A 23,443-nucleotide genomic window follows, 5' to 3' on the forward strand; every position below is an offset into this window, starting at 1 on the left:
GGCGGTAGGGGGCCTGGCGGGCGGGCGTACGGAAGTGCCTCTCGAACACGAGGCGCTCTGGACTGTATTCCGATACGGCCGCCACGCCACTCTTTGCGAGTCCGCCCGTCTGGCCGCCTGCCCTCTTCTGCCCGTTGCCAGACGCTGGAATCCCCTCCCCCAGCAGGTTGTTCGCTCGAAGGGCGTACGCTCGTTCCGCCCGCGGTCAAAGAAGGAGGGGACCCGACCGTGATCCACCACGTCTTCACGCTGCTCTCCCTTCTGCCGGCACGCCCTCGCCGGGCCGCCGTCCGCAAGCTGATGGACACCGTCTGGGACGTGCGCACCACGCTGGAGGTCTCCGGGCGCGAGAACCTCCCGGACGAGCCCTGCCTCTTCATCTGCAACCACCTGTCCAACGCGGATGGCTTCACGCTCGACCGGGCGCTGCGGCCTCGCAAGGTGTACTTCCTCGCCGGCATCAAGCTGCAGGGCACCGTGATGACCCGCCTGGGCACCGAGGCCGTGGACACCATCTTCATCCGCCCCAACTCGGCGGACATCGAGCCCCTCAAGCGCGCGGTGGAGACGCTCAAGGCGGGGCACCCGGTCCTCATCTTCCCCGAGGGCGGCCGCAGCCGCACGGGCGCCCTCATCCAAGCCAAGAAGGGGGCCTCGCTCATCGCCCGCCGCGCCGGGGTGCCCGTGGTACCCGTCGCCCTCACCGGGACGGAGAAGTTCATGCCCATCGACGACCAGGACATGGGCCGCGAGCATGTGGGCCGGGCCCACCTCACCGTGCGCTTCGGCCCCCCCTTCCGCATGGACGAGCTCGAGGCGGAGACCGCCGGGGCCGAGGACGCACGCCAGGCCCTCACCGACGCGATGATGCGGCGCGTGGCCGGGCTCCTCCCCCCCGAGTACCGCGGCGTCTACGCCGGCCCCCCTCCCACGCGAGACGACGACGACGACCCGCCGGAGCTGCCCGCGCCGCAGCCCTCGCCCGAGCCCGTCCGCTGACCGTCACTCCTCCGCGTGCCACTGCAGCCGGCTCGCCGTCCCACCCGGGGCGAGGCTCAGCGGCGGCAGGTAGAGCCCCACCCGCTCGCGCGTCCACCACGCCCCCGTGCGCCGGCGCGTCTCCAGGTCCGTCATCCGGTAGTCGAAGAGGACGGCGCGGGCATAGCGCGGCGGGCGCTCGGGGAAGGGGTTGATGGCGAAGAGCTTCAGCACCTCCGGAGCGCCCTCGAGCAGCCGCAGCAGCAGCGCGAGCACCCAGACGGGCGGCGAGCTCAACGCCGCGAACCACATCTGCCAGTCCAGCCGCGGCTGATGCGGGGCCACCTGCCTCGGCGGCCGGTTCGGCTCGCTCACCTTGTAGCGGAAGGTGTACTCGCGCCACGTCTCGCCGTCGTCGGAGCCCTCGATGGAGATCTCCGGCCGGCGCACCGTCATCACCGCGAAGAGGCCATAGGGATTCACCACGCGCAGCGGGCGGGCCTTCATCTCCAGCCACTCCACCCACCTCGGCACCTTGTCGCGCGTACGGTCGAAGCGGGCCATCGTCTCGCTCGCCCCCAGGGCCAGGAGCGGCGCGGCGGGGAGCCAGGCGCCCAGCGTGCGCCACAGGGGCCTCGGCTTCGCGGGAGGCGGGGCCGGCAGCAGGCGCCGCAGCGACGCGTCATCCAACAACCACAGGCCGAGCACCAGCGACTGCACATTGAAGAAGCCGTAGTTGCCGGTGGCGATGAAGATTCCCTGCAGCGCGGAGAACAGCCAGAAGCCCGCGAGCCGCAGCGGCCTCGGCGCGAAGGCGAGGAACGGGCCCAGCGTCTCCAGCGCCAGCACCGAGAACGTCGAGAGCTTCTGCACCTGTGCGGGCAGGTGGTGCGCGTGCCAGCCCCCGCGCGTGGGGAGCGGCGCCGTCTCGTAGTAGGCGCTGACGGCGGTGAGCTTGCGCCACGTCTCGTCGCCGGACTTCAGCTTCGACACCCCCGAGCCGAAGTAGAGGCGGAACACGAGCGCCCGCCACAAGGCCACCTGCGCCGCGGTGGGCTCGTACCGGCCCGGCCCCGGCCTCAGTCCCGCGGGAGCGGTGAGGATTCCGAGCACGCCCATCTCCAAGAGCAGCGCATCCCACTGGAAGGAGAGGAACTCGCGCCCCGCCGAGACATACGAGAGGTAGAGGGCCCACAGCCCCGTCAGCGACGCCTGGGGCGCGATCCCCAGCATCACCGCCAGCGACAGCACCTGGCCCGCGCGGATACCGCGCACCAGCGTCTTGTCCGAGGCGTCCTTCCAGAAGAGCGTGGGCAACAGGTGGTAGCGCTCGCGCCCGAGCGCCAGCAACCGCGGCGAGGTGAGCAGATCCTTCATGGGCAGGATGCCGCGTGAGCCGTAGAGCCCCCGCAGCTGCTTGCCCAGGGAGGTGAAGGCGATGAGGTAGATGCCGCCCAGGCCCGTGAGGAAGGCCTGCCTCACGCGCCGGTGATGCGGCGGCGACACCGAGCGCTCGGCGAACCAACCCGGCAGCCTTGGCCTGCGTCTCCGCGCGCGCCGGTGGGTGGCTCGGGCTGGCAAGGAGCCGAGCATCTGGAAGAACGCCTTGGCGCCTTGGGGGCTGGCTGCACGCATGGGCTCCCTCCTGCTTCTTCCTGAACCTGCGCACTCGGGGCCGGGTGCCCAGGCACGCCCGTCCCTCGCCCCGAAAGGGCCCGAGCGGCCGGGCCTTCGCGCGGGATGGACCTGGGTGCCTAGCTTTGCCGCATGAGCGAGCCCAAGGAACGAGCCCACCGCACCGTCCAGGTCATCCCCAGCATCCATCGCTGGAGCGTCAGCGATGACCGGATCGGCGGCGCGGAGAGCGACGCCTACGCCGTCGTGGCCGAGGACGGAGCCGTCACCCTCATCGACCCGCTGCCCATCGACGACAAGGCGCTGCGCAAGCTCGGACGGGTGGAGGCCATCGTGCTCACCGCCGGCAATCACCAGCGCGCGGCCTGGCACTTCCGCAAGCTCTTCGGCGCTCCCGTATGGGCCCCCCAGGACGCGTACGGCCTCGAGGACACCTCGGACGCCACCTACTCCGGCGGCGACAACCTCCCCGGTGGCCTCGTCGCCTACCACACCCCCGGCCCCGCCGAGTCCATGTACGCCCTCTGGCTCGAGCGGCCCCGGCGCGTCATCTTCCTCTCGGACCTCCTCACCCACGTGAAGCAGGGCACCCCGCGCTTCGTGGAGAGCGCGTACCAGGACGACCCCGTCCGCACCCGCCGCAGCATCCGGCGCATCCTCGACCATCTGCCCATCGAGGTGCTCTGCTTCGCCCACGGCAAGCCCATCCTCGAGGACGGCGTGGGCGCGCTCCGGCGTGCGCTCGACGAGGACACCGAGGCCCCCGCTCCCTCCGAGCCCATCTGAGCCCGGGCCCATGCCACGCGGTGCGACGGCGGGGTAGGCTCGCCGTCCGCCATGTCCGCCAAAGAGAAGTACTCCGGCAGCTACTCCGGCTTCCATGAGCCGCCCCCCACCCGCGCCGAGCTCGTCGTACGGCCGGACCTGCTGCGCATCTCCGTCTCCGTCTCCCTCGAGCTGAACGAGGGGGTCGAGCAGGCCCTCACCCACCTGCAACGCGCTTGCGAGCAGCTCCATCGCCGCTTGGAGGATGCGCTCGGCCCCGGGGTGGCGTTCCGCCCGAGGGATGTCCGCTTCGACCGCTCGGGCCTGAAGAAGCTCGCGATGCCAGAGGAGGAGGCGACGCATGCCTCCGTGGACGGCGTGTTCGAGGTGCCCCTGCCCTCGGAGCTGGCGTTCTGGGCCCGGACGTCCCGGGTGGGTACCCTCACGCGCCTGTGCGGCGTGGCCCAGGGCGACAGCCGCCAATCCAAGAAGCTCCCGCGCTTCAGCTTCGGCACCGTGGAGGCGCTCGTCGCGCAGCCCGAGGCCCACCGCGCCGAGCTGCTCCGCCGCTTCGTCACGCGGGTGCGGGAGCTGGCCTCCGCCGTGGGCTCCCCCGAGGCCCCCCTGCATGTCGTGGACTGCTCCGCTCCCGGCCCGGTGGAGCAGAGCCCCGTGTCCCTCGAGGAGGTCGGCCTGTCGCTCCCCGTGCACTGCCGGCTGGACGTGGTGCGCGGCCCGGCAGCGGGTGACGGCCGGGGCGGCACCGAGACACGCTAGCGGAGCGCGGCCTCGTCGGGCGCGGGCTTCAGCGGCGGCGCGAGCACCACGGACAGCTGCCCGTCCTTCACCGCGCACGTGGCCTGCTCGGCAGGCACCACGTGCACCGGGTTGAGCGTCTCGGGCCGGCCGAACTTCACCATGCTGGTGGCGAGCATCAGCTCCTGCTTCTTCCCGCTGTCGCTGTCGCTGTAGACGACGCTGAGGCCCCCGAAGGGCGTGGGCAGCTTCACCTTCAGCACGTAGCCCTTCTTGCCGGGCAGCTCCGCGCGCTCGACCTGCAACGTCCGCGTCGGCGAGCCGAAGGCGGGGAACACCTTCCCATCCGCGATGCGGATGCCCCACTGCGAGGGCAGTTGCTCCTTCGTGGGCTTGCCGCAGCCGGTGAGCGACTGGGGCGGCTCGGGCGCCAGCCACACCTCGACGTGGTCATCGTTGAGCCACTTCGCGCTCGGGCCGGTCCACTTGTCGTCATGCACCTCGACGAGCAGCGTGTCCGGTGCCACCAGCAGCGCCTTCAACGACGCGTCCTTCGGGTCGTCCTGGTTGCCCAGCAGGAAGTTGCCCGAGGTGAAGCCGCACTCGCCGAGCCCCGCCTGCTTCCACCCGCCCTGCAGGTACGCCTTGTCCACCTGCACCTGCGGCAGGTACGGCAGCGTCCGCTCGCCGAGCGAGGCCTCGCCCGCCTCGCACGTGGGAGCGGAACGGAAGACCTCGCCGCGCAGCTCCAGGAAGTCCCACGACTCGCCGTTCTCCTTCTCCGGCTCCATGGAGTCGGAGCTGCGATGGACCTCCTGCGTCACGCGCATGGGAGAGAGTTGCAGCGTGCGTGCGACCGTCCACCGCTCGCGGCTGCCCCCCAGCTGCTCGTGGGTGAAGTAGTTGTCGGTCACCGTCACCGAGTCCTCGCCCACCCCCGAGGCGCCATAGCCGTCGTTGCACACGGAGAGCAGCAGCTGCGCGGGCTTGCCCGGGCGCACCAGCCACCACTCGGCGGCCTCGCACTTGCCCCCTCCACGGGAGCCCTCGGCCACGCGCCCACCGGGCCCGAACCTACGCCCGAGGAATTGGCTCGACGTCTCCACGTCCGCCCAGCCCAGGGACAGATGCTTCACCTGCATGGCCTTGCCCTGCGCGTCCTCGCCCGCGTCGAGCGTCTCCTCGACGCTGCACGGCGCGCGATTCGCGCACAACGGGTCGGACGGCGCGGCGGGCGGAGCACCCAGCAGGGACAATAGCAACACGGTACCGGTCGAATTCATGGTGAGCGAGCATGCACCAGCCGGGGGAGGCCCGCACCATCCCCGGTCCGGGGTAGCCTGGGGCATGTCCACGCCCCGGTTCGTCTCCCAGGTGCCCTACGAAGCCAGCCATCCCCACGTGCTCGCCGTGTATTGCTCGGATGGGCGCTTCACGGACGCGGTGGAGGACCTGGCGAAGCACCTGGGCCACGAGCGCATCGACACGCTGACGCTCCCCGGGGGCCCCGGACTGCTCAACCGCTGGTCGGCCGACTACCTCGAGAGCGACATGGTGACGCGCGCGGCGCACTTCCTCATCCGCGGCCACCACATCACCGAGGTGCTGCTCCTGGCCCACGCCGGCTGCGGCTACTACCAGTCCCGCCACGGTGCGCTCGGCGCGGAGTTCGTCGCCGAGCAGCAGCGCACCGACCTGCGCACCGCCGCCGACGAGCTGCGAAAAATCTTTCCCCACCTCACCGTGCACCTCTACTTCGTGCGCCCACACGGCAGCGCCATCCACTTCGAGCCCATCCCCGCCACCTAGCGGGCCGGGTGCTCGCGGAGCAGGAGGCCTGGCCCCTGCCCGTCCGCCCTCCCAGCAAGAGGACGGAACGCTCGCGCCTCGAATCAACGGCCCACGAGCGGTTTCAACCACGAGGCCCCCGGCCCCGAGGACAACATCCCGAGTCACATCCCGACCCGTAGAGGACTCCGTATGGACGCACCGCCCCCCTCGGAGCAACCCATGAAGCGCGTGCTCGTCGTCGATGATGACCCGGACATCCTGGAGGCCCTCACCCTGCTGCTCGAGGTGCGCTACGCCATCACCTCCGCGGGGAACGGCGCCCTCGCGCTGGAGCTGATGGCGCGGCACGCGTTCGACGTCGTGGTGCTCGACCTGATGCTGCCGGTGCTCGATGGCACCCGGGTGCTCGCCGAGCTGCGCCAGCGGGGCAACCCCGTCCCCGTCATCCTCATCTCCGCCCACAGGGATCTCGAGCAGCAACTGCCCCAGCACCACACGCTGGGGGCCTTCGCCTCGCTGCGCAAGCCCTTCGACATCCGGGAGCTGGAGCGGCGGCTCGAGGAGGCCCTGAACCAGGGAGGCCAGGGTGGCTCCTCGAGCGCCCTCTCCGGCTAGGGCTTCAGCACCGGCGGCTGCCCCACCAGCACGCAGAGGTTGGTGGTCTCCTCGCACTCGACGGGGAACGCTGGATCCAACGACAGACCCGGCTGCGGCTGATTGCACACGCGCGGGTCACGCACCGTCTTGCCGGCCGCGTCCTTCGTCTCGCACTTGATGGCCGGGAACACGCCCACCGCCTCGTAGGTGGCCGTGCAGTCGCCCTCCGAGTACGTCAGCTCCGCCGTCCACTGCGTGCCCGGAATGGCCGCCTGGTCCTGGATGCGCAGGTGGCTCCACTGGTAGCGCAGGTCCACCGTCGACCCGGGGTCCGAGCTCACCACCTGCCGCGCCTCGGACATGGTGGGCACCGCGCACACGCCGTCCTGGCCGGGGTACTCGGTGGTGAAGTCCCCCGTCGCCGTCACGGAGTGCGCCGGGTCCGTGTCCTTGCCCGCCAGCGCCGCGAGCGGGGCCGGCTTGAACACGAGCGTGGGCGGCACGCCGGAGCCGGGCGTGCGGAAGGCCTGCGCGCCGACGACTTCGGCCTTCTTCTGCGCGCACGAGCCCGAGCCCGTCTTGAGCGTGTAGCGCACGGCATGGTCGCCGCGGCCCACGGTGCACTGGGGTGCCGGCTGCTCGGCACCACACGCGCCCAACCAGGCCGCGCACCCGAGCAGCGGAATCCACGCGAGGATTCGATGTGTCTTCATGATGGCTGGCTCCGGTTAGAACGAGACACGCGCGCCGATGCGGAAGCTGCGGGGCGCCTGGTAGGAAAGGGGCTTCTGATAGTTGGGGTTGAGGGCCGGCGACTGGCCCGCCCGGTTCTTCACGGTCTCGAGGTCCGACGTCTTGCCGCCCACGAGCGCGTCGATGTTGTCGAAGGTGTAGTTCTGGTCCACCGACGTGACGGCATGGAAGTTGAACAGGTTGAAGCTGTCCAGGCTGAGCGTGCCGGTGAGGCCCCGGCCGAGCTTGTAATTGACGCCCACGTGCGCATCCACGTTGTGCACCCAGGGCAGCCGGCCACCGCTGCCGCGCGGCAGGATGAAGCTGTTCCCGGCGCCGTAGAGGTAGTGCGAGCCCTCCACGTTGATGGGCGCGCCCGACAGGCCCCGGTACGACAGGCCCACGTCCACGCTCGCGGTGGGGGAGAACACCACCTCGCGCGAGCCGAACACCTTGAGGGCGTGCGTGTGGTCCAGCGGCAGCGGCCCCGTCTTGTTCTGCATCATGGAGACGAGGTCGAAGTCCGAGGTGACGTTGGGGGCGAGCTGGTTGACGTCCGGGCGGTAGAGGCCCGAGTAGTTGCCGCGCAGAGAGGACCAGGTGTAGCTGGCCTGCACGAGCCACAGGTCGGAGAACGCCTTGTTGAAGTAGACGGAGACGCCGTCGTAGTCGCGCACCGCCTTGTCGAACGCCGCGCCAATTCCCCGGCCCGGGTTGCCGATGAAGTAGTTCGTCGTCTCGTTGATGGACATGTCCTCGATGACCTGGTTCATGGAGCGCCGCGTGTACGTGGCGCCGAGGGTCGCGCGCGGGAGCACTTCGTACTCACCGCCGAGGACGATCTCGTCCGAGGACTGGGGCTCGAGCTCCGGGTCCACCGGGCTGTTGATGGCGAAGGTCTGCGTGTACTGGCGGCTGATGCCCGTGCTGGTGCCAGCGGGGACGGGCACGTTGCTCGGGTCGCGGCACTCCGAGTACGGGGCTTGCTGGGTGAGCGGATCACACCCCGGGCCTCCGGCGAGCGGCGCGCGGCTGCGCGTGGCGCGGAGGCGGGTGATGTTGGAGAACTGCGAGTTCACCATGGCCAGCACCGCGTTCTGGTAGTAGCGCGCGTAGCTGGCGAAGAGCTTGGAGCGGCCCTTCTGGGTGAAGTCGTAGACGAGCCCCACGCGCGGCGACACCTGGTTGGGCAGCGCGAAGGCCAGGGCCCCGCCGGTGCCGTAGATGTTCTGCGTGTCGTAGCGCAGGCCCGCGTTGAGGGTGACGCGGTCGAGGATGCTCCAGCTGTCCTGCACGAAGGCGCCCACGGCATCGGCGCGCGTGGAGGTGTTCACCACGGGCTGGATGACCACCTGGTCCGGGCCGGTGAGGTAGCCGAACGAGCGGAAGTCCGTGAACGTCTTCCCGTCCGTGGACTCCTGGTAGAGGACGCCGCCCGAGTAGGCGCGCGCATCGCGGTTGGTCATCACCTCGGCGTCGACGCCGGCCTTGATGACGTGGTGGCCGAGCGCGTTGAGCAGCAGCGTGCCCACGGCGTTGGCCTGGTAGCGGTCCACCGAGCGCTCCATGAGGAAGCCGGGACCGCCGAGGAAGTAGCTGCTGGCCACCGGGCAGCGCACGGCGTTGGCCGTGCCGGCGGGGTCACACATCGACGGGTCGGCGAGCTGCTCCAGGTCGTTGATGGAGTAGTAGCTGGGCGAGGCGCGCGTGCCGGTGCGGCGCATCTCGAACTGGGGCGTGCCGGACAGGCCCGTGGCATTGCCGATGCCGCTGCCATCCACCGGGAGCGTGGAGTCGTACTGGTGGTGCCAGCCCACGTTCGCGTCGAGCAGCACGCGCTTGTCCAGGAAGGACGAGGACAGCTTGAGCGAGACGTCGCGCGCGTCCTGGTCGTAGCGGTGGGCGAGCGCCTCGTAGCGGCCCGTGAGGCTGTCCACCTCGACGGCGCCGCTGTCCAGGTTGTAGCCGTAGCGGCCGTTGCCACCGGAGCTGCCCGGCGTGCCGTACACCGACAGGGTGAGGCTGTGGTCGGGGTGAGCCTGCCAGGTGAGCTTGCCGAGGTACTGCACCGAACGCTGGTCGGCGAAGTAGCGGGCGGCGGTGTTGGGCAGGGGCTCGGTGCGCGAGAAGCCGTTCGCGTCCTTGAGGGGCTTGCCGTCCTCGCCGAGCACGAAGGCGTTGAGGTTGCGGTCGAGCGCGCGGCGCGTGAAGGAGGGAGCCACGCCCGCGAAGAACCACAGCTTGTCCTTGAGGATGGGGCCGCCCAGCGTGGCGCCGAAGTCGCCAAGGTTCCACAGCTGCTGGCTGGTGGTGATGGAGTTGCCCTCGCGCGCCACGCGGGTGGGCGTGCCCTCGGAGTAGCCCGGCGTGAGGTTGCCGAACACCGAGCCGTGCAGCTCGTTGGAGCCGGACCGCGTGACGGCCGTCATCACGCCGCCGGTGGCGCGGCCGAACTCGGGCATGAAGCCGCCGGTGATGACGTTGACCTCCTGGATGAACTCGGCCGACAGCGGCGTGCCGAGGATGCCGAGCGCGGGGTTGCCGGTGGACAGGCCATCCACCAGGAAGCCGTTCTCCGGCGAGGTGGTGCCGCTGATGGAGACACCATAGGCATCCGCGCTCGCCCCGGGCGCCAGCTCCGCGAGGCTCTCGAAGGAGCGCGACGCCGAGCCCTTGGAGCCGGGCCGCACCACGGCGAGCCGGTTCATCAGCTCCTTGTCCACGCTCGTGCCGGTGCGGGTGGAGCCCACGTCGACGGCGGGCGCGGCGGCCACGACGAAGACCTCGCCCTGGAAGGACTCGGGGAGCAGCTCGGCGTTGTAGCGCACGGTGCTGTTGAGGCGCAGGGTGATGGCATCACGCGCGTAGGGCTTGTAGGACTCCTTCTCGAAGCGCAGCGTGTAGACACCGGGCGGCAGCTGCGCGATGCGGTACAGGCCCGTGGCGTCGGTGACGGCCACCTGCTCGCCCTGGAGGTTGGGAGAGGTGGCGGTGACCACCACGTCCGCGACGGGTTTCTTGTCGCCCGCGTCCACCACCGTGCCCGTCAGCACGGAGGTGCTCTGCTGCGCCAGGGCGGGTGCGCATACGCCCAGCGACAGCGCGGCCACGAAGACGCGCGCCTGGTTTCTCTGAAGACGTCGATTCAACGGAGTGACCCCTCTGTCGTGGCGCCCCTCCGCTCCATGCGGACCGGCACCACTGTTCACTGTGGTACACTGGGTTTCCCCGGGAAAACAAGAGAGGCAGGCCGGACACATGTTCCTCAAGGACGTCGAGTCACACGAAGGCATGGGCCCCTATTCGGAGCTCATCCGGCGCGCCCGGCAGACGAGCGTGCCCCCGTCTGGCCTGTGGCACCTGTTGGCCTTCAAGCCGGAGATGACGGCGGCGCTCACGCAGCTCACCCAGGCGGCCATGCGTGGCCCCTCGCCGCTGCCGCCCGGCATGCGCGAGCTCATCGCCGCCTTCACCTCGCGGCGCAACGAATGTGTATTTTGAACGGACTCGCACGCCGCGGTCGCGGCGCGATTGCTGGGAGATGAGCGCAAGGTCCAGGCCGTCCTGGAGAATCTCGACACCGCCCCGATTTCCGAGGCCGAGCGGGCCCTGTTCCGCTTCGTGGAGAAGGTCAACCGCGAGTCGGAGCGCATCCAACAGGAGGACGTGGACGCGGTGAAGGCGACGGGCTGGTCGGACGAGGCCCTCTACGACGCCATCACCGTGTGCGCGCTCTTCAACTTCTACAACCGGTGGGCGGATGCGACCGGAGTGCGCGAGCACCCCGTCGAGGTCTACGCGCGCGGCGCCGAGCGGCTCGCGACGGGAGGCTACGCCGGGCCCCCGCAGCCGCCTCCGCCCGACAAGAAGTGAGGGACGCGGTCAGGGCAACGTCATGTCGTAGTACGTGCGGCGCTCGCCCGGTTTCTCTCCGGGCCATACCGCCCACCCCTCCCAGACGCCCCCGTGCTTGCGCAGGCACCGGGTGTGGACCCGCACCCGCTGGAGGTCCCGCTGCACCTCCAGCAGGTTGAAGAGGCGCGGCGTCGACTCGGGCCGCTCGCGTGTCGGGGCCCCGAAGCTGCCAGCGCCCACGACATGCAGTCTCCGCTCCGAATGGACATGGTTGACGAGGTCCACCCGGTCCTCGTGCACGTGACCATGGAGGCAGACGCGGACGTCCTTCTGGAGCAACCGGGCGACGAAGGCATCGTCCTGCATCTTCTCGTTGCCCGTGATGGGGTGATGCCAGACGGCGAGCCGCAGCACCTTCGCCCCGTCCGCGAGCTCGCTACCCTCACGGGCCTTGCGCACGTCCTGCTCCGCGGCGGCGAGCCCCCGCGAGAGCGCCTTCTCGGAAATGCCCGAGCGCTCGCGGAAGTACTCGTCGATCTCCCAGGCCGAGTTCATCGCCAGGAATTGGAGCCGTGAGTCGCTGAACAGGAACGACAGACACTGCTCCTCGGGCGCGAACGGATAGGCCCTCTGGGTGAGCGGGTGGTAGAAGTACTGGGAGAAGTTCTTGAAACGCTCCGGGTACTTCGCGTCATCGCGGATGCGGTAGCCATCCTCACCCGCCTCGCGGAACGAGCCGCGCGCGAGCGTGCTCACGTCCACGTGCCGCTTCTTCTTCCAGTCGTAGACCTCCGTGTCCCAGTCCAGGTCATGGTTGCCGGGAACGATGATGCAGCGCTCGGCCGTCAGCCCGAATTCCTTGATGAGGCCGGAGACGAACTCGCGCGCCTTCTCGAACTCCTGGGGCGAAGCCCGGTTGGTGATGTCCCCGGAGATGACCAGGTAGTCCAGCCGCTCCACGCCCAGGCCCTCGTGCCTGTCCTGCAGGTCGGCCATCAGCGGTTGGAGCAGGCTGAGCGGATCATCCCCCGCACCGATGTGCAGGTCGCTCAAGTGGAGGATCCGGATGGGGTCCTGGCTGGGGGCCTCCTCCTTCGCCTTCGTGAGGTCGATCTTCGTATCGATGACGTCCTCCGCGCGCTGCTCATAGACGATGATCCGCAGCGCCTGGAGCTGATTCATCAGCTCCGGGTTGAGCTCTCGGGACTGCTGCGCGCCGGGCGTGAGCGGGGTGCGGCGGTCACAGGCCGGACAGCCGATGTCCAGCAACCCCGCGGACAGCCGCTCCCGGACGACGTCCTCCTCGAACACCCGCGCACACGCGCAGGTGAGGGTCAACCGCTCCTGCAGCTCCACGCCCTTCTCGCGCAGGTGCTGCTCGATGAAGTTCACGAACAGCTCGCGCGTGGCCGCCATCGTCGACGTGTCGAAATAGACCTCCAGCCGCGCGTACCCCCGCGCGCTCTGGCCACGGCTCTGGACCCGGCGAACCCCCGAGGTCTCGCCTCCCGCGCGGCCGAACTCGGCCCGGTCCTCCCACAGCCGCATCGAGCCGAAGCGCTGGCTGATGGCCAGCGAGGTGATGAGCGACGCGTAGATGTTGTCGATGGGACCCGAGAAGTCGTAGTGCAGCGAGATGGCGTACGGGAAGCTCGTGCCCATCTCCGGCTGCGTGGGCTGGAAGAGCGAGGGGAAGATGAGCAGGCCCTCATGGCGCAGGCACAGGCCATGCTCGAGCAGCAGCCCGATGACACAATCCAGCACCGCCAGCTCCTGGTCCCGGCGCAGCCGCTCCTCGGGCGGGAGGCGCGGAAACCGCATCGAGGAGGACATCACCTTCGCAAGGTCGATGGCGGGAACCCCATGGGGGTTGTCCCTGGCGGCGATGATGAGCGAGCCCGCGTAGCGCTCCACCTGCTCTATCTCCAGGATGAGCACCCGCGTCCCATCCGCCATCCGGGTGTCCGCCACGAGCCCCTGCCGGGAGAGGTGACCGACCACGGCCCGGAGCGCTTCCGGGTCGAAGGACTCCCCGGCCTCGGCGCGCAGCTCGCCCTCCAGCTCGGAGAAGGTGAGCACCACGCGCCGGGCCTCGCGCAACCGCTGGATGTGCTGGCGCAGGCGCTGGAACAGCTCGGGGCGGCTGACCTTCTCGAGGTTGTCCCAATCAATGGCCCGGGCCAGGGCTGCCTTCAACGAGGCGATGCCCTGGCCCGTCTTCGCGCTCGTGGAGACATACGCGTCGAACTGGAGCCGCTGGAGCCGCTCCTCGATGGCCGGGAGATTCACCGGGGACAGGGCGCTGTCCACCTTGGTCCCCACCAGGAGCTTGCGGATGCTGCGGCCCCCGGACTGGGCCAGCAGGCGCTGGTTCCACCCCTCGATTTCCTCCAGGGCGCTCTCCCCGCGTCCGGGCTCCATCACCATCAGGGCCACGGTCGAGTCGCGCAGGAAGAGCTGGTGCACGAGCTGGTATTCGCTCTGCCCGCCCATGTCCCACAGGATGATGTCCCGCCGAACCGCGGCCGCGACTCCGCCCGGGTCGGGCTGCTCGGCGGGCAGGGACCAGAACTGCATGCCGTGCGTGGGGTCCAGCTCCTCGTAGCGGTCCTTGCCCATGCGCAGGGCCAGACAGCTCTTGCCCACGCGCCCCTCGCCCACCAGCACCACCTTGGCGCTGACCTCGTGGACTGTCTTGGAGGGAGCTTTCGCCCCCAACAGGGCGCCCACATCCAGTTCCCAGAGTTGGACGCCCCGCTTGCCGGGCCTCACGCTCGCCAGGACGTGCGCGGTGGGAGAGAAGGCCAGTCCCGCCTCGGACAGGCCCGACGTGGCCTCCGCGAGCACCGCCACCTGCTCCCAGGTATCCGTGCGCCACAAGCACACGGTGCCATCCGTCGACTTGGAGGCGAGCAGGCGGCCATCGAAGGAGAACGAGACGCTCGTGACGGCGCCCGTATGACCTTCCAGCACGAGCCCCTGCGAGCCCTCCCGGGTATCCACGACGTAGATGTTCCGGTCCCGGCAGGCCATGGCGAACCGGGAGGAGTCCGGCATCCAGGCGATGCCGAGGATGTCGACATGATGCTCCCAGGGAGGCCCCAACCGTATCGCGAGCACGGGGTACCCCTGTTGCACGACGTAGAGGGAGAGCGCGTCCTTACCCACTCCCCCGCAGGCCAGCATCCGTCCATCGGGCGACCAGGCCATGCAATACAGCACCGTGGCCGGCAGGGGCGAGGAGTCCACCCAGGCCCGGCTCCGCGCATCCCAGAACCGGACGGAGCCGCCCTGCTCGTCATGGATGGCGAGCAAGCCCGTGGAGGACCAGGCGCTCACGCCCTTCGAGCCCGCCAGGGTCTCGAACGTATTGCTCCGGGCTCCATCCACGAGCCACAGGTGGATGGCGTTCCGGGAGCGGGACGCCAGCATCTGGCCATCCGGCGAGAAACAGACCTCCATGATCGCCGTCGCGTGCGCCTTCGAGCGCCAGCGCGCCACACCATCCCCCGCCCCAGGTTCCCAACAGAGGAGCTCCCCGGTCGACAGGCCCATCGCGAGCGCATCTCCCGCGGGCGCCCACGCCATCCCGTTGACCAGCTCGGAGCCGGTGAGCAGGAAGTCCAGCGGCTTTACACCCGGAGGCGGCGGCCGGACCTTCGGCGTCCACTCCACTTCCCGGAGCTCCGAGGGGCTCTCGCCCTCGCGAGGCGCATCCTTCACCGGCTTCCGCGCCTCCGCGGGCTTCGGCGCACCGGGCTTGTTCTCGGAGGCGTCCGATAGCCCCTTCAGACCCGCGAAGAGTCTCTCGAAGGACTCACTGGAGTCGGACACCCACCGTGCATCCGGCACCAGGGAGGGGACGCCCTTGGAGAAGGACACGACGCGGGGAAAGAGCTTCAACCGCCCGCGCGAAGCGGACACATCGATCTCCCCCACCGTGTAGCCCCACCGGCCATGCACCATGGAAGCACTGGCCGCTCCAGAGAAGAGCGGCAGGGCCCCCGAGTCATCCTTGGATCCGCCGAACAAAGACAGGGCCTGAACGGTATGGGCGCGATGGGGCGGGTCGAAGGTCTTGACCCAGTCCTCCCGGTTCCGTCCGCCGCACAGGTGCAGGAGCAAGCTCCCCGGCGGTGCGAGGTTGCGATGGAATTGGGTCACCTGCGAGGCGTGCAGCAGGGAGGGCGCATGGTGCGTCAGCACCAGCACGAGGTCGTGATGGAACGCCCATTTCCGAGCGCTCACGCCCGTGGCCGCCATCACCGTATCCCGACCGGCCTGCTGCGTGTCCTGTGTGCTCGCGGGAAGGTTGAAGAGCGAGTTGAGCCCGACGACCCCGATCGTCAGTTCCTGCTTGCCGACCGTCGCGACGAAGTCCCCTGGATGGAGGCCAGGGCGGAACTTCCGAAGCAGGGGCGAGGAGTGCGTTTGCTGCCACGCGCTCGACCAATCGTTGAACGGAGCGAGCGCGCGCTCGACGTCCTGTGCGAGCTGCCTCGACTCCGCCTCCCGAAGCCCCCGCCCCAGATCCCACCCCTTCAAGAGGTCGGCCACGAAGGGAGGCTTCTGCCAGAGATCATGGGGGCCCGGCACCACCATCAGACAGGGGTCCGAACCCAGGACCCGCAGGAATTCCCACAGAGAGCTCAGGGTCGAGTTCAGCAGCGAGAAATCGCGCGCGCTGCCCGTGAGCGTGAGGTCCCCCGAGATGAACACCAGGTCCCAGGGGCCCGTGCGGGCGTGCATCTTGCGGAGATCCTGCTCGAACGCTTCCCGGTGTTCGGAGATGACCAACCGTGAGCCACGGAACCCCATGTGGAGATCCGACAGGTGAAGCCAACCAAGCCGTGCCACGTTTCCCCCAGCGAATCGAGCTGGGGCCCAGCATGGCATTGGTCACACAGCCCCGAGAAGCAACTCCACTCCGAGTCAAACCCACCGGGTCAGGAGGCTCGGGCCCGCTGCCGGGCCCGGCGCCGCACGGCCTCGCAGATGGCACCGAGCGGAAGCACCTCGTCCACCGCCCCGCGCTCGATGGCCGCGCGCGGCATCCCGAAAACCACGCAGCTCGCCTCGTCCTGGGCAATCGTCGCCGCGCCGGCCTGCTTCATCACCAGCAGCCCGTCCGCGCCGTCATCCCCCATCCCCGTCAGCAGCACGCCCACCGCGTTCTCCCCCGCGGCCCGCGCCACCGACTGGAACAGCACGTCCACGCTCGGCTTGTGCCCCGACACGCGCCCGCCGTCCAACACCTCCACCTGGTAGTGACCGCCGGTGCGCCTCACCCGCAGGTGCCGGTTGCCCGGCGCGATGAGCGCCCTGCCCTGCCGCACCGCGTCCCCCTGCTCCGCTTCCTTCACCTCGATGCGGCACAGCTGGTTCAACCGCTTCGCGAAGGCCGAGGTGAACTGCTCCGGCATGTGCTGCACGATGACGAGCCCCGGGCAGTCCGGAGGCATCGGCTCCAACAGTTGCCGCAGCGCCTCGGTGCCTCCCGTGGAGGCCCCCACCGCCACCACCTTGTCCGTCGTCACCGTGAGCAGCGGGTCCGTGGGCCGCTCCGGCGGCTCCAGCTCCGCCTTCACCGGGGGTGTGCGCCGCGCCAGCCGGGCCCGTGCCCGCGCCGCGTTGCGGAGGGACTCCAGCAGCCGCGCCCGGGACTCGCGCAGGAAGTCCCCCACGCCCAGCATGGGCTTGGCGATGATTTCCACCGCGCCCTCCTGCAGCGCGCGCACCGCCAGCTCCGAGCCCGGCCCCGCCAGCCCCGAGCACACCACCACCGGCACCGGCTCCTCTTCCCGCATCAGCTCGCGCAGGAACGTCAGCCCGTCCATGCGCGGCATCTCCAAATCCAACAGGATGACGTCCGGCCGGTGGCTCTTCATCTTCTGGCGCGCGATGAGCGGATCCGACGCCACCTCCACCGCCATGCCCGGCACGCGCTCGAGCAGCATCAACACGCCCTGGCGCACCACCGCCGAGTCATCCACCACCAGCACGCGCAGCACCGGAGCCATGGCCTACCTCCGTCCGCCTGTCTCACCGGCCGTGAGCCGTGGCGCGTAGACGGTAGGCATGACCGTGCGCACGCGCCACCCGGGCCCCGAGAGACTCTCGGCATGTCCGAGGAACAGCAGCCCGTGGGGAGACAGGTGGCCCAGGAGCCGCTCCACCGCCCGCGCCTTCGAGGACGCGTCGAAATAGATGAGCACGTTGCGGCAGAAGACGAGGTCGAAGCGCCCCGACAACCCCGCGCCGTCGTTCAGGTTCACCCGCTGGAAGCGCACCAGCGAGCGCAGCTCGGGACCGGCCTTCATCTTCCCTTCCTGGCTGCCCACGCCCTTGAGCATGTACCCGCGCAGGTAGGGCTTCGGAATCTCCTCCGCCTTCTCCACCGGCCAGAGCGCCTGGCGCGCCCGCTCGAGGACGCGCGTGGAGAGGTCCGTCGCCAGAATCTCGATGTTCCACCCCTCCGCGGCCGGCAGGTGGTGGCGCAGCACCATGGCCAGGGTGAAGGGCTCCTCGCCCGTCGAGCACCCCGCGCTCCACACCCGCACCCGCCGCCCCTCGCCGCTCCCGGTATCGCCCCGCTCCCGCCAGCGCGGCAGCACCTCGCGCTCCAGCAGCTCGAAGTGCCGGGGCTCGCGGAAGAAGTGCGTCTCGTGCGTGCAGAGCGCGTCCAGCAGCCGCACCCGCTCCACCTCGTCCTCCTCCGCCAGCCGCAGGTAGGCGCCGAACGACAGCCCCTCCAGCTCGCGCAGCCGCCGCGACACGCGCCCCATCAGCAGCGCCCGCTTCGCCGGAGACAGCCAGATGCCCGCCTCGCGATAGACGAGCCGCTGGTAGCCGGCGAACTCCTTGTCGGTGAGCGGCGAGGGCTCCTGGGGAAGGCGCGGCACCACGTGGACCTCCTCCATCAAGCCTTGGACTCCACGGGAATGTCCCCGGGGCCCGCCAGCACGCTGGCCGACAGGACCTCCTGGCTGCTGAGCACCTTGTCGATGTCCAGCAGCAGCACGAACTTCTTGCCGGTGCCCACGCGGCCCACGCCCAGCAGGTAGTCCACGTTCACCGGCGTGCCGAAGGCGGGCGGCGGCACCACGTCCCCCCGCTCCAGCTCCATCACCTGGCCGATGGCGTCCGACAGCAGCCCGAGGACGAGCCGGTCTCCGCCCAGCTTCACCTCCACCACCACGATGCAGCTCCACCGGGTGAGGGTGGAGGGAGACATGCCCAGCTTCACCGCCAAGTCGACCACGGGCACCACGCTGCCGCGCAGGTTGAACACGCCACGCACCCAGACGGGCGCGCCGGGAATGCGCGTGACGGTGTCGTACTCGATGATCTCCTTCACCTGCAGGATGCCGAGCGCGTACTCGTCTCCGGCGATGATGAAGCTGAGGTACTGGGTGGAGACGGCGGAAGTCTGTGTGCTCATGGCTGTCACCTAGAAGCGCTTGAAGTCACGGTCCTCGTCCGGGAGCGAGGCGGGAGCCGAGGGCTTGTCGCGTGCCGGGGCCACCGGACCGAGCGCGTTCGCCGCCGCCTTCAGCCCCTGCGCCGCGGAGGAGCTCCGCCCGGCCGGGTTCCCGGAGGAAGCACCTGGAGTGGAGCGGGATGCCATGCGCCAACCGCGCTCGGGGCCGTCCTCCACGCTGAAGAAGGACACCAGCTGCAGCAGCGCCTCGGCCTGCGCCGACAGTTCCTCCGCCGTGGACGCCAGCTCCTCCGACGCCGAGGCGTTGCGCTGCGTCACCTCCTCCACGTGCTGCATGGCCTTGCCCATCTGGTCCACACCGCTGGCCTGCTCTGCCGAGGCCGCCACCACCTCTTGCACCAGGTCCGCCGTCTTGCGGATGGAGGGCACCAGCGCCTCCAGCAGCTCTCCCGAGCGCGTCGCCACCTTCACGCTGCTCGTCGCCAGCCCGCTGATCTCCCTGGCGGCCGTGCGGCTTCGCTCCGCCAGCTTGCGCACCTCCGTGGCCACCACCGCGAAGCCCTTGCCATGCTCTCCAGCCCTCGCCGCTTCAATCGCCGCGTTCAGCGCCAGCAGGTTCGTCTGGTAGGCGATCTCCTCGATGATGGAGATCTTCTCGGCGATGGAGCCCATGGCCTCCACCGTCTCCTTCACCGCCTTGCCGCTCTCCTCTGCATCCCGGGCGCCCTGCACGGCCATCCGCTCCATCTGCCGGCCGTGGTCGCGGTTCTGGGTGATGCTCGCCGTCATCTGCCCCAGGCTGGAGGTGGTCTGCTCCACGCTGCTGGCCTGCTCGCTGGTGCCCTGGGAGAGACTCTGCGAGGAGGACGACACCTGCGCCGACGCCGAGGCGAGCGCGCCGGACCCCTCGCGCACCTCGCTGATGACCTCGGCCAGCTTGGCCACCATGCGCTGCAGCGCCGCCATCAGCCGGCCCGTCTCGTCCTGCGACTCCACGGAGATTCGCACCGTGAGGTCCCCCTCGGCGATACGGCCCGCCGCCAGCACCGCGTTGTTCAGCGGCCGGGAGATGACCCGGGCGATGAGGACGCTGAGCAGCAGGCCGAAGAGGAAGCCCACCGCCATGCAGCCGATGATCCACCCCCGCGCGAGCGCATAGGTGGCATCCGATTGCTCCGACGCCTTCTGAGTGGTCGCCTGGATGACGCCCACCAGTCCCTGCAGCTTGTCATTGGCGGCATCGTAGGCCCGCCGCGCATGCTCACGGATGAGCACGAGGGCCTCGTCCTTCTTGTCCGCGCGGGAGAGCGCGATGACCTTGTCGTGCTCCTCCAGGTAGTCATTCCAGAGCTGGGTGAACGACTCGTACATGCGCTTCTCTTCATCGTGGGCGATGAGCGGCTCGTACCTGTCGAGCCCGTGCTCGATGGATTCCCGCAGCGACCGCATGGTCCGCTCCTGCTCGGCCATCTCCGCGGGGTCGGTCGAGATGACGTGCATCATCTCGGCGATGACGAAGTCCGAGGTGTCGGTGTTCGCGGCCGAGACGTAGACGATGCTCGGCACCCGCTTGTCGGTCACCTCGTCGGTCACCTGGTTCATCCCCTCCATCTGGCCCATGGCAATGAAGCCCAACAACAGGATGAGAGCGCCCTGGCAGAGGAAGGTGATGAGCAGCTTGGAGGAGATCTTCAGATCGTGGAACCAGGTCATGGAGGGGATCGCGAAAAGGGGAAGGAAGTCAGGCTGCGGCGGAGGCGGGAGGGGAGGCCTTCAGGGCCTGCTGGAGCAGCGCGGGAACGTCGAGGATGAGGGCCACCCGGCCGTCCCCCATCAAGGAGGAGCCGGCCAGCCCGGGCAGGCCCTGGCACGGCTTGCCCAGGGGTTTGATGACCGTCTGGCCCTGGCGCAGCAGCGCGTCCACGGCGAGGCCCGCGCGCCCCCGGCCCTGGCCGATGACGACGATGCTCTCGCGCGGCGGTGGCTCGCCCTCGAGCGCGAATTGCTCGCGCAGGCGCAGGTAGGGCAGCGGCTCGCCCCGCAGGTTGAAGAAGCCGGTGCGGCCGGCGCGGCGCTCGGGCGCGGGCAGCTCCACGCACTCGAGCACGTGCTCCAGCGGAATCACGTACGTCTCCTCCCCCACGCCCACCGAGAAGCCCTCGATGATGGAGAGGGTGAGCGGCAGGCGCAGCCCGAAGGTGGTGCCCTGGCCGGGCACGCTGTTCACGGTGATGGTGCCGCGCAGCTGGTCCACGTTGCGCTTCACCACGTCCATGCCCACGCCCCGCCCGGACAGCTCGGTGACGCGCTCGGCGGTGGAGAAGCCCGGCTCGAAGATGAGGCGGAAGAGGTCCCCATCCTGCGGCGACTCCTCCGGCCCCACCAGCCCGCGCTCCCGCGCCCGCGCGAGGATGCGCTCGCGGTCCAGCCCCGCGCCGTCATCGGACACCTGGATGATGATGCTGCCCGCCTCGTGCCAGGCCCGCAGCGCCAGCGTGGCGGTGGGCGCCTTGCCTCGCGCCTGGCGCACCTCGGGCGCTTCCACGCCGTGGTCCATCGCGTTGCGCACCAGGTGGGTGAGCGGGTCGCGGATGAGCTCGGTGACGGTGGTGTCCACCTCCACGTCCTCGCCGCTCAACTCCAGCCGCACCTGCTTGCCGGTGCTCAGGCTCAGGTCCCGCACCGTGCGCGTGTAGGGCTGGAAGGTGCGGCCGATGGGCACCATCCGCACCTTCATCACCAGCTCCTGCAGGTCCAGGTAGAGCCGGTCCGACTCGCGGTGCGCCTCCAGCAGCTGCTCCGGCGTGTAGCGATGCGCCTGCGCGAGCATCGTGGTGAGCCGCCCGCGCGCGATGGCGATCTCCCCCGTGAGGTCCAACATCCGGTCCAACCGGTCCAGCCCCACGCGCAGGGTGCGCTCACGGGCCCGATGCGGCTCGGTGGGCTCGGCCTGCGTGGCGAGGCCCGACGGCTCCGCGCTGCCTCCCTTCGAGCGGGGCGTGATGGGCCGGGCGGCCTCGACGGTGCAGGCCAGCAGGCTGTGCACGTCCTTGGCGGGCATGCGCAGGTCGGGCTCGGCCACGGGCCGCAGGCCCACCAGCTCGCGCAGCGCGTCCACCGCCTGCAGCAGCAGGGTGCCCAGTCCCGAGTGCAGCACCAGCACGCCGGCCTCCAGCCGGGTGAGCAGCTCCTCGAGCGTATGGGCGAGCTCCACCGCCTCGTGGTAGCCCATGGCCCCGGCACCGCCCTTCAGCGTGTGCACCGTGCGGAAGACCGCTCGCAGGCTCTCCGGACCGGGCGACGTCTCCAGCGCGAGCAGGTCCTGCTCCAGGCTGGCGAGCTGCTCCTCCGCCTCGGTAAGGAAGAGGACGTGGATCTTCTCCAACTCGGACTTCATTCAGCCCGGGCAGGAGCAATCCGCACGCCATGGCTTGGCGGCCGACAACCCCCTGGAATCGCGGCCCGGCGCAAAGACAGACACGGGCGCTGTCTGACGTCTGGATTCTGGATTCTAGACTTTGGACGAGAGGCCCAACTGCTTGAGCTTCTGGTAGAGCGAGCTGCGCGGAATGCCGAGCCGTCTGGCCGCCCGCTCCACGTGCCCGCCCTCGGCGGCGAGCACCCGGGCGATGTGGAGGCGCTCGAGCTCCTGGAGGGTCAAATCCAGCTCCGCGTCGGCGCATTGTAGCGGCGGCGCCTCGACTGTCGAGGGAGAGAGCGCTCGCGCCATGGCGTGGTTGAATCGCAGGTCGTCCGGCCGCAGCACGGGCGTGGAGGAGAGGAGCACGGCGCGCTCCAGCACGTTGCGCAGCTCGCGCAGGTTGCCGGGCCACGCGTAGGCGCGCAGGGCCGACTCGGCGTCAGGCGTCAGCTCCAGCCGGGGCCGGCCGAGCTCCCGCGACAGCCGCGCGAGCATGTCCCGGGCAATCAGCGGGAGGTCCTCGGGCCGCGCCCTCAACGCGGGCAGCTGCAGCGGCAGCGTGCTGATGCGGAAGTAGAGGTCCCCGCGGAAGCGCTGCGCCCGCACCGCCCCGGCGAGGTCGTGGTGCGTGGCGGCGATGAGGCGCACGTCCACCGAGCGGTCCTCCACCTCGCCCAGCCGCCGGAAGTGCTTCTCCTCCAGCACCTTGAGCAGCTTCGGCTGCACCTGCGGGTCCATGTCCCCAATCTCATCGAGGAACACGCTGCCCCGGTGCGCCACCTCCAGCAGGCCCTGCTTGCGGCCGACAGCGCCCGTGAAGGCGCCGCGCTCGTGGCCGAAGAGCTCCGTGTCCAGGAACTGGGGCGACAGGCCCGCGCAGTTGAGCTGCACCAGCGGGCCTCCCGCGCGCGCGCCATGCTGGTGCAACCACGTGGCCAACACGCCCTTGCCCGAGCCCGTCTCCCCCTGGATGAGCACCGGGCTGTCGCTGTCCAGCAGCCGGCGCGCCGTGGCCTCCAGCTCGCGGATGGCCCGGCTCTCGCCCAGGAAGGGATTGAGCTCCTCGGGGCCGCTGGCGCACTGGGCCTGCTGACGCCGCCGCGTCCGCTGCGTCTCCAGCAGGCGCTCCACCATCACCCGCAGCGCGGGCAGCTCCAGCGGCTTGGGCAGGAAGTGCTCCGCGCCCAGCTTGATGGCCTGCACGGCGATGTCGATGGAGACATGCGCGGTGAGCACCAGCACGGGGATGGAGGGGTCCACCGCGCGCAGCTCCGGGAGCAGCTCGAGCGCGGTGCCATCCGGCAGCCGGTAGTCGAGCAGCACCACGTCCGGCCGGCCCTTGCGGAAGAGCTCTCGCGCCTCGCGGCAGCTCTCGGCCTCCAGCACCTCCAGCGCATGGGCCTCGAGGAAGTGGCGGATGCCGAAGCGGACCGCTGGCTCGTCGTCGATCACGAGGACCCTGCCTCGCATGT

General features: G+C 70.0%; 18 protein-coding genes. 7 read left to right on the forward strand and 11 right to left on the reverse strand.

Annotation, left to right across the window (positions count from 1 at the left end; translation table 11 throughout):
- Positions 1-228: 228 nt before the first annotated feature.
- Entirely contained in the window at positions 229-999 is a 771-nt protein-coding gene (locus ACJ8AN_RS03765; RefSeq protein ID WP_407753825.1) for a lysophospholipid acyltransferase family protein, read from the forward strand.
- Positions 1,000-1,002: 3 nt separating this feature from the next.
- On the opposite strand, the gene ACJ8AN_RS03770 is transcribed toward ACJ8AN_RS03765, so the two are convergent.
- Positions 1,003-2,613 carry a lipase maturation factor family protein gene (locus ACJ8AN_RS03770; RefSeq protein WP_407753826.1) on the reverse strand — a complete coding sequence of 537 codons (1,611 nt, stop codon included), beginning with the start codon at positions 2,611-2,613 and terminating at the stop codon, positions 1,003-1,005.
- Positions 2,614-2,745: 132 nt separating this feature from the next.
- Here ACJ8AN_RS03770 and ACJ8AN_RS03775 point away from each other — a divergent pair, with 132 nt between their 5' ends.
- Entirely contained in the window at positions 2,746-3,399 is a 654-nt protein-coding gene (locus ACJ8AN_RS03775; RefSeq protein ID WP_407753827.1) for an MBL fold metallo-hydrolase, read from the forward strand.
- Positions 3,400-3,450: 51 nt separating this feature from the next.
- Complete coding sequence (locus ACJ8AN_RS03780) at positions 3,451-4,155, forward strand: hypothetical protein (protein ID WP_407753828.1); 705 nt, start codon at positions 3,451-3,453, stop codon at positions 4,153-4,155.
- Here the strand turns inward: ACJ8AN_RS03780 and ACJ8AN_RS03785 are convergent.
- A complete protein-coding gene (locus ACJ8AN_RS03785; RefSeq protein WP_407753829.1) occupies positions 4,152-5,417 on the reverse strand; it encodes a hypothetical protein in 1,266 nt (421 codons plus the stop codon). The genes ACJ8AN_RS03780 and ACJ8AN_RS03785 overlap by 4 nt on opposite strands.
- 64 nt (positions 5,418-5,481) lie before the next feature.
- On the opposite strand from ACJ8AN_RS03785, the gene ACJ8AN_RS03790 reads away from it, so the two are divergent.
- Together ACJ8AN_RS03790 and ACJ8AN_RS03795 are read left to right on the forward strand one after the other, a co-directional pair.
- Entirely contained in the window at positions 5,482-5,943 is a 462-nt protein-coding gene (locus tag ACJ8AN_RS03790; protein ID WP_407753830.1) for a carbonic anhydrase, read from the forward strand.
- 201 nt (positions 5,944-6,144) lie between these two features.
- Positions 6,145-6,540 carry a response regulator transcription factor gene (locus ACJ8AN_RS03795; RefSeq protein WP_407753831.1) on the forward strand — a complete coding sequence of 132 codons (396 nt, stop codon included), beginning with the start codon at positions 6,145-6,147 and terminating at the stop codon, positions 6,538-6,540.
- Here ACJ8AN_RS03795 and ACJ8AN_RS03800 read toward each other — a convergent pair.
- Both ACJ8AN_RS03800 and ACJ8AN_RS03805 read right to left on the reverse strand, forming a co-directional pair.
- Positions 6,537-7,235 (reverse strand): hypothetical protein, encoded by a 699-nt coding sequence (locus ACJ8AN_RS03800; RefSeq protein WP_407753832.1) that lies wholly within the window; start codon positions 7,233-7,235, stop codon positions 6,537-6,539. The genes ACJ8AN_RS03795 and ACJ8AN_RS03800 overlap by 4 nt on opposite strands.
- 15 nt (positions 7,236-7,250) lie before the next feature.
- The gene (locus ACJ8AN_RS03805) at positions 7,251-10,403 is read right to left on the reverse strand and encodes a TonB-dependent receptor domain-containing protein (protein ID WP_407753833.1); all 3,153 of its coding nucleotides are present in this window, start codon (positions 10,401-10,403) and stop codon (positions 7,251-7,253) included.
- 109 nt (positions 10,404-10,512) lie between these two features.
- Between ACJ8AN_RS03805 and ACJ8AN_RS03810 the strand changes: the two genes are divergently transcribed.
- Positions 10,513-10,755, forward strand: a complete 243-nt coding sequence (locus ACJ8AN_RS03810; RefSeq protein ID WP_407753834.1) for a peroxidase — start codon at positions 10,513-10,515, stop codon at positions 10,753-10,755.
- A 30-nt stretch (positions 10,756-10,785) separates the two neighbouring features.
- A complete protein-coding gene (locus tag ACJ8AN_RS03815) occupies positions 10,786-11,127 on the forward strand; it encodes a carboxymuconolactone decarboxylase family protein (RefSeq protein ID WP_407753835.1) in 342 nt (113 codons plus the stop codon).
- 9 nt (positions 11,128-11,136) lie between these two features.
- On the opposite strand, the gene ACJ8AN_RS03820 is transcribed toward ACJ8AN_RS03815, so the two are convergent.
- The 7 genes from ACJ8AN_RS03820 to ACJ8AN_RS03850 form a co-directional block, all read right to left on the reverse strand.
- The gene (locus tag ACJ8AN_RS03820; RefSeq protein ID WP_407753836.1) at positions 11,137-15,927 is read right to left on the reverse strand and encodes a metallophosphoesterase; all 4,791 of its coding nucleotides are present in this window, start codon (positions 15,925-15,927) and stop codon (positions 11,137-11,139) included.
- 128 nt (positions 15,928-16,055) lie between these two features.
- The gene (locus tag ACJ8AN_RS03825; protein WP_407753837.1) at positions 16,056-17,129 is read right to left on the reverse strand and encodes a chemotaxis response regulator protein-glutamate methylesterase; all 1,074 of its coding nucleotides are present in this window, start codon (positions 17,127-17,129) and stop codon (positions 16,056-16,058) included.
- Between the two features lie 3 nt (positions 17,130-17,132).
- On the reverse strand, positions 17,133-18,029 hold the full coding sequence (locus ACJ8AN_RS03830) for a CheR family methyltransferase (protein WP_407753905.1): 897 nt from the start codon (positions 18,027-18,029) through the stop codon (positions 17,133-17,135).
- Entirely contained in the window at positions 18,029-18,550 is a 522-nt protein-coding gene (locus tag ACJ8AN_RS03835) for a chemotaxis protein CheW (protein WP_407753838.1), read from the reverse strand. Before ACJ8AN_RS03835 ends, ACJ8AN_RS03830 begins: the two co-directional genes overlap by 1 nt.
- Positions 18,551-18,559: 9 nt before the next feature.
- Positions 18,560-20,263: a methyl-accepting chemotaxis protein gene (locus tag ACJ8AN_RS03840; RefSeq protein ID WP_407753839.1), complete on the reverse strand. Its 1,704-nt coding sequence runs from the start codon at positions 20,261-20,263 to the stop codon at positions 18,560-18,562.
- A 28-nt stretch (positions 20,264-20,291) separates the two neighbouring features.
- The gene (locus ACJ8AN_RS03845; protein ID WP_407753840.1) at positions 20,292-21,947 is read right to left on the reverse strand and encodes a chemotaxis protein CheA; all 1,656 of its coding nucleotides are present in this window, start codon (positions 21,945-21,947) and stop codon (positions 20,292-20,294) included.
- A 114-nt stretch (positions 21,948-22,061) separates the two neighbouring features.
- The gene (locus ACJ8AN_RS03850; RefSeq protein ID WP_407753841.1) at positions 22,062-23,441 is read right to left on the reverse strand and encodes a sigma-54-dependent transcriptional regulator; all 1,380 of its coding nucleotides are present in this window, start codon (positions 23,439-23,441) and stop codon (positions 22,062-22,064) included.
- Positions 23,442-23,443: the final 2 nt, after the last annotated feature.

Origin of the sequence: Archangium sp., assembly GCF_045802675.1 — a bacterium.
In the GTDB taxonomy this organism is placed as follows: domain Bacteria; phylum Myxococcota; class Myxococcia; order Myxococcales; family Myxococcaceae; genus Archangium.

Bases quoted from the DNA above. Each gene is read 5' to 3' on its own strand.
- ACJ8AN_RS03770 (WP_407753826.1), bottom strand. From the start codon at position 2,613: ATGCGTGCAGCCAGCCCCCAAGGCGCCAAGGCGTTCTTCCAGATGCTC.
- ACJ8AN_RS03775 (WP_407753827.1), top strand. From the start codon at position 2,746: ATGAGCGAGCCCAAGGAACGAGCCCACCGCACCGTCCAGGTCATCCCC.
- ACJ8AN_RS03780 (WP_407753828.1), top strand. From the start codon at position 3,451: ATGTCCGCCAAAGAGAAGTACTCCGGCAGCTACTCCGGCTTCCATGAG.
- ACJ8AN_RS03785 (WP_407753829.1), bottom strand. From the start codon at position 5,417: ATGAATTCGACCGGTACCGTGTTGCTATTGTCCCTGCTGGGTGCTCCG.
- ACJ8AN_RS03790 (WP_407753830.1), top strand. From the start codon at position 5,482: ATGTCCACGCCCCGGTTCGTCTCCCAGGTGCCCTACGAAGCCAGCCAT.
- ACJ8AN_RS03795 (WP_407753831.1), top strand. From the start codon at position 6,145: ATGAAGCGCGTGCTCGTCGTCGATGATGACCCGGACATCCTGGAGGCC.
- ACJ8AN_RS03800 (WP_407753832.1), bottom strand. From the start codon at position 7,235: ATGAAGACACATCGAATCCTCGCGTGGATTCCGCTGCTCGGGTGCGCG.
- ACJ8AN_RS03810 (WP_407753834.1), top strand. From the start codon at position 10,513: ATGTTCCTCAAGGACGTCGAGTCACACGAAGGCATGGGCCCCTATTCG.
- ACJ8AN_RS03820 (WP_407753836.1), bottom strand. From the start codon at position 15,927: ATGGGGTTCCGTGGCTCACGGTTGGTCATCTCCGAACACCGGGAAGCG.
- ACJ8AN_RS03825 (WP_407753837.1), bottom strand. From the start codon at position 17,129: ATGGCTCCGGTGCTGCGCGTGCTGGTGGTGGATGACTCGGCGGTGGTG.
- ACJ8AN_RS03830 (WP_407753905.1), bottom strand. From the start codon at position 18,029: ATGGAGGAGGTCCACGTGGTGCCGCGCCTTCCCCAGGAGCCCTCGCCG.
- ACJ8AN_RS03835 (WP_407753838.1), bottom strand. From the start codon at position 18,550: ATGAGCACACAGACTTCCGCCGTCTCCACCCAGTACCTCAGCTTCATC.
- ACJ8AN_RS03840 (WP_407753839.1), bottom strand. From the start codon at position 20,263: ATGACCTGGTTCCACGATCTGAAGATCTCCTCCAAGCTGCTCATCACC.
- ACJ8AN_RS03845 (WP_407753840.1), bottom strand. From the start codon at position 21,947: ATGAAGTCCGAGTTGGAGAAGATCCACGTCCTCTTCCTTACCGAGGCG.
- ACJ8AN_RS03850 (WP_407753841.1), bottom strand. From the start codon at position 23,441: ATGCGAGGCAGGGTCCTCGTGATCGACGACGAGCCAGCGGTCCGCTTC.